The sequence below is a fragment of the Acinetobacter brisouii genome (assembly GCF_008993995.1).
In the GTDB taxonomy this organism is placed as follows: Bacteria; Pseudomonadota; Gammaproteobacteria; order Pseudomonadales; family Moraxellaceae; genus Acinetobacter; species Acinetobacter brisouii_A.
Window position 1 is genome coordinate 1 of record NZ_BKNN01000074.1, and the last position, 9,255, is coordinate 9,255.

The following is a 9,255-nucleotide window of genomic DNA, read 5'->3' on the forward strand; positions in this document are numbered from 1 at the left end:
TATGTTTAGGTCAATTTTAAAAATACACGTTCATTATTTTTCTTCGATCAAAAAAAATTGGCTTAGTTTTTGCACAATAAAGATTGTGCACAATTTCAATCAATATTATCAACAATCTTGTTTTATGGGGTAAAGCGATGAGCAATGTTTTGGGGAAAGATGCGCTAAAAATGAAAAGAAAAATTCTGTTTGGCTTAACGATGTCATGTACAGGATTGAGTTATGCAGGCGTAGAATTTAATACGCCAGATATGAACTTCCGTATTTCGGCTGTAATCGACACAGGGATTGCTTCTGTAACGAATGTCAAAGAAGAGAACAAAAGCAAGACTGAAGCTGTAGACAGTATTTTGGGTGTATCGAATATTGGATTTAGTGGCAGTTATAAACTGGATGACAATTACCAAGCATTTTTCAACTTGCAGTCGGGTTTTAAGCCATCAACAGGGGAACAAAATAAAGAGGGTGAGCTTTTTTGACCGAAACACTTATGTTGGACTAAAAACGCCATATGGTGCGGTGAGTGCAGGTAAGCAATGGACATTTAACGATGACTGGTTTGTCGGTAGTGTCTTTAAAGGCGGATACAACTCAGGTGCAGTGTTCAAAATGTCGGAATTCGATGCGGTCAGTGAGTTATATAGTAAGACCTTAAAATATGTTTCCCCAGAAATGACAGGCTGGCAGTTTGGTGGATTTTACGCGACCAAAGATGATTCTTCAAAAAACACTCACGGGCAAATTTTTTCAGGTGCAGCAAAATACACGACCAATAAAATTTTGTTGGGTGCTGCATACGAAGATCATGAAGCTCAAGATACCAGTAACCATTACCGCTTAACGACCCTCGCATCGAAGTATAGCTTCGACAAACTCACGACACGTTTGGGTTTTGCTTATGCGGATATTTCAGGGCCTGGGCAATATGCGGCGATTGCAAGTAATTCAGCAAAACAAAAAGCTTGGGCAACTGAGGTTGGCGTAGATTATGCTTTCACACCAAAATTTACTTTGTCTGGTGACATCATCTACAAGAAAAATACAACCTTTAAAAATAATGCCGTGGTTTATCGAACGCTAGCAATTTACAAGGTATGTGAACCACTTAGCCTCATCGCGAACGTTGCCTATCTCAAAAATTATAAGGGATCTAGTGAGAGTTTAGTCAATACAGATTCATCGCTTTCTGGTGGAGGCTATGCCAACCAAGATCAACTTTCCACAGCACTAGGCGTCAGATTTTCATTCTAGGCTGCGCAACAAAGCCGTGAGCTCAATGTCAATAAATTAGAGCTTACACATGCATATGAATATGAAGTGAGTAATGACAATGGATAACAAATCAGAAGCATTAATAAAGCCAAGTTATGATCCAGCATTAACCAATCAGGACTTAGCACCGCTCAAAAAGCAGACTTGGGGCTCGTATAACATTTTTGCTTTCTGGATGTCAGATGTCCACAGCGTTGGTGACTATGTGACCGCAGGAAGTTTGTTTGCACTCGGTTTAAACAGTTGGCAAGTCTTAATTTCACTGCTTATCGGGATTGTGATCGTACAATTTTTTGCCAATCTGATCGCCAAGCCCAGCCAAAAAACCAGTACACCTTTTCCTGTGATTTGCCGAGGAACTTTTGGTGTTTTAGGGGCTAATATTCCTGCAATTATCCGTGGCTTGATTGCAGTTGCTTGGTACGGAATCCAGACTTATTTGGCATCGAGTGCTTTTATTCTGGTGATTCTCAAGTTCAGTCCAGAAATGGCTGCGTATGCCGATGTTAAACAGTATGGTTTCTTGGGACTTTCATACCTCGGTTGGGTGGGTTTTATGACACTCTGGGTTTTGCAAGCCGTGGTGTTCTGGTCAGGCATGAACAGTATTCGCAAGTTTATTGACTGGGCTGGGCCAGTGGTTTATGTGGTGATGTTTGCCATGGCTGCTTGGTTAGTCACACAAGTGGGCTGGGAAAATATTGATCTCAATCTTGGTGGGGTCAAATATGAAGGTCTAGATATTTTACCTGTGATGATTGGCGCAATTGCACTGGTTGTGTCTTACTTTTCTGGCCCTGTTTTAAACTTTGGTGACTTTTCGCGTTATGGTAAATCTTTTGAAGCGGTCAAATTTGGTAACTTCTTGGGTTTGCCAGTGAATTTCCTTGGTTTTTCATTATTAACGGTGGTGTGTATCGCCGCGACTTTACCAATTTACGGCAAACTTATTACTGATCCTGTTGAAATGGTCGGAAAATTAGACAATACCTTTGTGGTGATCTTAGGCAGTCTAACGCTCATGATCGCAACAGTCGGCATCAATATCGTGGCGAACTTTGTTTCTCCAGCCTTCGACTTTTCAAACGTATCACCAAATAAAATCAGTTGGCGTATGGGAGGAATGATCGCTGCCGTAGGTTCGATTTTTATTACTCCGTGGAATCTGTTTAACAATCCACAAGTGATTCACTACACCATTGATATTTTAGGTGCATTCATTGGGCCTTTGTTCGGTATTTTAATTGCAGATTATTATTTCATTAAAAAACAAAATATTGTTGTCGATGATCTTTATACATTAGATCACAACGGAAGCTATTGGTATAAAAATGGTTATAACCATCAAGCGATTTATGCCCTGATTTCTTCTGCCATTATTCCAATTCTCTGTGTATTGCTGCCTCAGTTCCATGCAGTTGCAAATTTCAGCTGGTTTATTGGGATGGGGCTAGGGGTGATGACTTACAGCTTTATTAGTATGAAATCATCACTTAAATATTCAAAATCGACGACTTAATTTTTCCTCGGACTCTGTTCATCATAATTGGCGGAGTCCATTACTCGGAAAGATCTTTAATTTAAGGGTCTTTCAATTTGTTTAAAAATATTCAAGGTTCACTATGCGTATTCAAGTCATTAATCCGAATACTTGTCTGGAAATGACACAGTCTATTGCTGAAAGTGCAATTAAAGTTGCAGCTGATTCAACAGAAATTATTGCAGTCTCCCCAAGTCAGGGGGTTGCATCTATAGAAGGGCACTATGATGAAGCCATTGCATCCTTTCATTTATTAGAACTCGTGCAACAAGGTCAATCTCAACACGTCGATGGACATATCATTGCCTGTTTTGGTGATCCTGCTTTAGATGCAGCAAGAGAGTTAACCGATGCTCCTGTTATTGGCATAGCAGAAGCGGCTTTTCATATGGCGACTCTCATTGCAACCAAGTTTTCTATCGTTACAACGCTGAAACGAACCAAAATTATTGCAGAGCATTTGCTACATCAATACGGCTATAGCCATAAATGCGAAAAAATCCATTGCATTGATTTACCAGTACTTGATCTTGAAAAAAACGAAAAAGAAACCTACGACAAATTACTCGAAACCTGTCTGCGTGCAAAAGAAAATGATGGCATTGGTGCGATTGTCTTGGGTTGTGGTGGCATGTCTAAGCATGTCGAATCCATCTCAAAGGAATTGAATATTCCTGTGATAGACGGTGTGACTGCGGCAGTGAAATTGCTTGAAGCACTGCATGGATTAGGACTTCGTACCAGTAAATGGGGCGATTATGACTATCCCAATCAAAAGTAATGCTTAACTTTTTAGAAATTGACGATGGCATGAAGGTATTGATCTAACAAACAAGGGTGATTCACAACATGATCATCTGCAATAAGCAGGCATTGTACTTTTTATTCTCAAATTTTTTATTTAAAACTGATTCAACTTGGAAAATATATGGCAACTTTACTCGCACCAATTTTTGATATTCCGACCTATTTACAACCGTTTACAAATCTGGCAGATGAGCGAATTGGAGCCAAAATCATAGATTGCTCTGACGATTTCTTTGCAGAAGCTAAACGTATGCTCAATGCTGATGCCCCAATTTTTGTTGAAGATAAGTTTGATGATCACGGCAAATGGATGGATGGTTGGGAAACTCGGCGTAAACGTCATGCGGGTTATGATTGGTGCATCGTTAAACTGGGGGTCGCAGGAAAAATTCATGGCATAGATATCGATACCACATTCTTTACAGGCAACTATCCTGCATCAGCTTCACTTGAAGCGTGCTATGCACCTCATGATGAGCTGGAGCAGGTCGAATGGGTTGATTTATTACCTAATAGTATTTTAGGTTCAAGCCAGCACCATATTTTTGATATTGCATCAAATCAGGTGTTTACGCATATTCGCCTGAATATCTTTCCTGATGGTGGTGTTGCACGGTTACGTATTTATGGTGAAGTGCAGATTCAACTTCAAAAAAGCGATCAAATACTCGATTTACTCGCTCTAGAAAATGGTGGACGTGTCATTGCCTACAGTGATGCACACTATGGTCATCCGCGTAACCTGATTAATCCTAGACGTGGAATCAACATGGGGGATGGCTGGGAAACGAAGCGTCGTCGTGAACCGGGGTTTGATTGGTGTGTACTGGCTTTAGGGCAAGCAGGGAAGATTGAAAAAATTGAAATTGATACAGCGCATTTTAAAGGTAACTTTCCAGCACAGGTTTCCATTCAAGCGGTATATGTTGAAGATGCAACAGATCCACAATTGATTCCGCAAAGTATGTTCTGGCCATTTTTACTCGAAGCTCAAGACATGCAAATGGATTATGTACACAGTTATATCAACCCAGTTTTAGCGCATGAGAAAATTTCACATATTCGCGTCAACATGATCCCAGATGGCGGCATTAGCCGTGTGCGTGTATGGGGAAAAGTCACGGCTACTGTGTGAATATAAACAATTTTAGATGCTTGAGTCTGTTTCATCCAAAATAGGTTTATGAGTCAAATTACTTTGAAAATATAGTGTGTATCTCATCACTTTGAGATGCACATGTGTAGAAAAATATAAGGAGATTTGTGCTTCTTATGGAATACATTAGGCTAGTCTCTAAATATCAGGCTAGATCATCACATAGCAAGAATGAGATAGCGCAGGATTTCCGCATAATGATTAATGAATATTATGTTCATTAACTTGCTTCACTGGAGAGATTAAACTTGTCCTGAATCTCTCCAGTGAAGTTGTGCCAACTGCTAAATAGAGTTGGGCACAATCTCTGATACGTTATTTAACATAATATACATTATACGAAATATATGATTACTATAAAACGCAGCCTAGAATGCTGCTTTGTGGTCGAATCTCAGTTTAAAAATCATTTAAATCTGTTTCGTTTGATTTGGTGTAATTTCTGATGATTCCATGATTCCATGATTCCATGATTCCATGATTCCATGATTCCATGATTCCATGATTCCATGATTCCATGATTCCATGATTCCATGATTCCATGATTCCATGATTCCATGATTCCATGATTCCATGATTCCATGATTCCATGATTCCATGATTCCATGATTCCATGATTCCATGATTCCATGATTCCATGATTCCATGATTCCAATGTAAAATATTAAAAAATTTTTATAAAACAAATATTTGAATAAATTTTTTGTAAAAATATTAAAAAATTAATAGAAAATTTGACTAAAATTTTAGGTATGTATAGCACTCAACCATAAAAAAATAATATGCTTAAAGATCAATCAAAAATAAAAGTGATTAAAAATTAATCACTTGCGTAAAATAGGCGATACCTATGACTCATAGAGTCATCATAATGAATCAGAAGATAAGGTTTCCCCTTATCTTCTGTTTATGTTGAATTAAGCAACAATTTTCTTCAATTGATTCTGATTAAGCTGTTCAGCTATCTCAAGTAATAATGCTTCGGTTTTATCCCAACCTAAACAACCATCAGTAACAGACTGACCATAGACCATACATTCAGAAATTTTCTGTTGTCCATCAACCAAATGGCTTTCTAGCATGACACCACGAACTTGAGTGAGTTCTCGCTCTTGTACCACTTGCTGTAAAACTTCTGGCTGACGTAACGGATCTTTGCCACTATTACCATGACTACAATCGACAATAATTGCAGTTGGCTGTTTCAATGTTTTCTGAATTGCCTGAATTGAGGCAGCATCGTAATTTGTTCCAGAATTTGAGCCACGCAAAATGATATGTGCCAAAGGATTTCCCGAACTCGCTAGCAGTACTGGCGCACCCGTTTGTCCCATTGCGAAAAATTGATGTGAATGCTGTGAAGATAAAATGGCATCTGTTGCAATTTGCACAGAGCCATCCGTTCCATTTTTGAAGCCCATGGGATATGGCAAGCTGCTTGCGATCTCACGGTGAATTTGTGATTCAGATGTACGTGCACCAATTGCACCCCAAGCCAAAAGATCATCAAAATAACCTGTCACCATTGGATTTAGAATTTCACTGGCAAGTGGTAAACCCAGATTTAAAATTTGTAAGTACAATTCACGAGATTGAGCTAAACCTTCATTAAGATCTGCCTGACCATTTAAATTTGGGTCATATAAAAAACCTTTCCAACCGACAGTCGTTCTCGGTTTCTCGATATATGCACGCATCACCAAGTAAATTTGCTTTTCAACTTGAGCCTGTAATTTTTTTAATTTTTCTGCATATTCAAAAACGGCTTTTGGATCATGGATTGAACATGGCCCTGTAATCACCAATAAACGTGAGTCCTGCCCTTTTAAAATTTTTTCTATTGTTTGGCGCTGTTGTTGTACTTGTGCAGCAAGTTCGCTGCTCAAAGGTTGTTGCTGTTTGAGCTGTTGTGGAGTCATTAAAATACTGTTCATAAAATTTTCCTTGGCGTTTAATTCATCAATAAGGGTGTATGTATTTCTGAGCGATTCGCTGAAAAATAGAACCAGAATCGAGGTTGAAAATAAGCCACTAGATCAGTTGTAAACATTGTCATTCTCCAAATTTAAAATATAAAAAAACCTGATTGGGGTTGCCAATCAGGTATTAAATGTTTTGATGGGCAACCTATCTTTTCCGTGCCCAAACGTATTCGGGCGACTATCTAAAGTGCCAGTAATACGCGCTGTAAGAAGTAGAGATAGGTTGCTGTAACATCAAATTCATCATAAATAAACTGTTCATGATTAAAATACGCTTGTTTATTTAATTAAACAAGTATTTTTATAAAATAAGTGGTTTTTTTAAAAAATTCCTTTAATTTTTAACAATTAAGGTAGAACACGGTGAAGGGTGACAAAACACTTGTCATCCTTTTCCGATGCACAAAATTGAATCGTATTTGCATCTCGCCATTGCACAAAATACTGGGATACCTCTCCTGCTTGGTCTTGTTGATGACCTGAACAGTCCTTTTGGTTATTGTTATATTTTACTTGTAATGCAAGCGCACCAATTTTGGAATTCTCAGGAGATGGTTGATATTCGTAAATACCCGTTGACCATTCTGAAGCACTCTTAATAATGACTTGATTACTGCTTTTAAAATTATAATATTCCACGCATTTGTTATTGTTTGGGATCTTCATTCCCCATAGTCCTGCGATTTGTGGACGCACAATAATATTGATTGAATTGTCATTCTGATTATCTGGGCCAACTTGATTTGTTTGTGGTGCTGCCAATGCGAAAGTTGAACACAGACAAAAGACACTGGAGATGAATAATTGTTTCATAAGTTGTTTTAGACCTCTAAGTGATTCAATCAAATTATCATATTTGTTACAGAAAATTGTATGAATAACTTGTTTATTTAAGGTTTTATTGCGATTGATGCATCAGTTTGGCAATGCCTTGGTAGCCAATATGTCAAAGGCATTGCCAAAAGAACAATCAATGCCGCATAGAGAAAGATGTGTTGTCCTGAAACCACATTCCAATAATGTCCAGTTAAAATACTCCCTAGGGCAACCCCAATGCCCCACATGGTGCTATACAAGGCTTGTCCCCGACCTTGTTGCTCAGCACTAAAATTTTGAAAAATTACTTTCATTGCAATCAGATGAAATAAACCAAAACTAAAAGCATGTAGAGTCTGTGCCATGAGTTGTATAGCAAAATAATCTGAATATAGCCCAACTACGACCCATCGAATGGAGGTTAAGCATAGACAGAGCATCACCAATTTTTGCCATGAAAAACGTTGTAAAAAGACGCGTTGCGCATAAGCAAACATCATAATTTCAGCGATTACGCCTGTCGCCCATAATGTTCCAATTTGTGCGGTTGTATAGTCTTGAGCATGTAAATAGTTACTGTAAAAGCTATAAAATGGTGCAAATGAAAACAGTAAAATAAATTCAATCGAAAAGAATGCCAAAACGGTAGGACGGCGAATATTTTGCCAAAGCGGTTGTAATTTTTTTTGTGCTTTAGGTGCATTACTCGGTTCTTGGATGGTAAATGCCCAAAGGAATGCCAAGAATGCAATACTCAATAAAATAATAGGCAACCAGCGAATTGAAATAATGTCGAGTAATTCACCGATTAGAAATACAGCAGCAATAAATCCAACAGATCCCCATTTTCTCACTCGCCCGTAATATTTCGCTTTTTCATCACCGAGCCAGAAAAGTGTCACACCTTCAAATTGAGCCAAGATTGCATTTTGGAAAAAGCTAAAAATCAGCATTAGTGCTGCTATAGACTGAAAATTATTAGGAATAATAAAAATGAAAAACCAAATACAGGATTCAACCCAAGTCGCAATACGGACAAGTAACATGCGCTTACCCGTTTTATCTGCGATCCATCCCCAAATAAATGGCGCAAAAAAACGGGTAATAATTGCAATCGAAGACAACCATCCAATTTGTTGAAAACTGAATCCTTGATGTTGAAGGTATAAATTCCAATACGGCATGAAAATGCCAACAATTGCATAGTAGAAAAAGTAGAAACCACCTAGTTTGGTTCTGATTGGAAAGGTTAGCATTTAGTTGTATTCCGTAGTATTTTCAACAACTTAATTTCCTCAAAGGTTGTATACTCTTGCATTCAATTACCTGTAATTGTATTTCAACAGTCTACAAATCAGTCTACAAATTATCAAAAAATATTTTTTTGACATTTTTGTAGACTGCCGTAATTTTTCAACTGATAGCCTATATCTTAAAGCTTTTAACTCACAGATAAACCTAAAAATTCTAGACTAAATTAAAAAGCCCTCACTTAGAGTAATGCCAGTCAGTTAAGCTGATTGGCATTTTTTCTTTGGATATTTTGCAGGTTTTCCTTTAACTACTCTTGGACACAGCCTATGCCTTTTTTCAGGTAATACATACATTTTTGAACTTTCTAATAAATGCTCTAAATGTCTAGGCAAATTACCTGCCGACTCTAAAGGCGTATGCCTCAATAT

Annotated in this window: 8 protein-coding genes and 1 pseudogene; 5 read left to right on the forward strand and 4 right to left on the reverse strand. The window is 38.0% G+C overall.

Annotated elements, in window-relative coordinates:
* The first annotated feature begins 137 nt into the window (after nucleotides 1-137).
* From GBN19_RS16145 to alc, 5 genes are all read left to right on the forward strand, one after another.
* Nucleotides 138-479, forward strand: a complete 342-nt coding sequence (locus tag GBN19_RS16145) for a hypothetical protein (protein ID WP_228271276.1) — start codon at nucleotides 138-140, stop codon at nucleotides 477-479.
* Nucleotides 466-1,251 (forward strand): porin, encoded by a 786-nt coding sequence (locus tag GBN19_RS13235; RefSeq protein ID WP_228271277.1) that lies wholly within the window; start codon nucleotides 466-468, stop codon nucleotides 1,249-1,251. Before GBN19_RS16145 ends, GBN19_RS13235 begins: the two co-directional genes overlap by 14 nt.
* 79 nt (nucleotides 1,252-1,330) lie before the next feature.
* Nucleotides 1,331-2,791, forward strand: coding sequence for an NCS1 family nucleobase:cation symporter-1 (locus tag GBN19_RS13240; RefSeq protein WP_151778461.1), 1,461 nt, complete (start codon nucleotides 1,331-1,333; stop codon nucleotides 2,789-2,791).
* Between the two features lie 103 nt (nucleotides 2,792-2,894).
* Nucleotides 2,895-3,593, forward strand: coding sequence for an aspartate/glutamate racemase family protein (locus GBN19_RS13245; RefSeq protein WP_151778462.1), 699 nt, complete (start codon nucleotides 2,895-2,897; stop codon nucleotides 3,591-3,593).
* A gap of 147 nt (nucleotides 3,594-3,740) precedes the next feature.
* Entirely contained in the window at nucleotides 3,741-4,754 is a 1,014-nt protein-coding gene (gene alc, locus GBN19_RS13250) for an allantoicase (RefSeq protein WP_151778463.1), read from the forward strand.
* Nucleotides 4,755-5,692: 938 nt separating this feature from the next.
* Here alc and GBN19_RS13255 read toward each other — a convergent pair.
* From GBN19_RS13255 to GBN19_RS16305, 4 genes and pseudogenes are all read right to left on the reverse strand, one after another.
* The gene (locus GBN19_RS13255) at nucleotides 5,693-6,709 is read right to left on the reverse strand and encodes a 3-deoxy-7-phosphoheptulonate synthase (RefSeq protein WP_151778464.1); all 1,017 of its coding nucleotides are present in this window, start codon (nucleotides 6,707-6,709) and stop codon (nucleotides 5,693-5,695) included.
* Nucleotides 6,710-7,105: 396 nt separating this feature from the next.
* Nucleotides 7,106-7,570 carry a hypothetical protein gene (locus tag GBN19_RS13260; protein ID WP_171494494.1) on the reverse strand — a complete coding sequence of 155 codons (465 nt, stop codon included), beginning with the start codon at nucleotides 7,568-7,570 and terminating at the stop codon, nucleotides 7,106-7,108.
* 77 nt (nucleotides 7,571-7,647) lie between these two features.
* The gene (locus GBN19_RS13265; protein WP_151778465.1) at nucleotides 7,648-8,829 is read right to left on the reverse strand and encodes an MFS transporter; all 1,182 of its coding nucleotides are present in this window, start codon (nucleotides 8,827-8,829) and stop codon (nucleotides 7,648-7,650) included.
* Nucleotides 8,830-9,084: 255 nt separating this feature from the next.
* Nucleotides 9,085-9,255, reverse strand: a pseudogene (locus GBN19_RS16305) (IS4 family transposase); the annotation flags it as partial.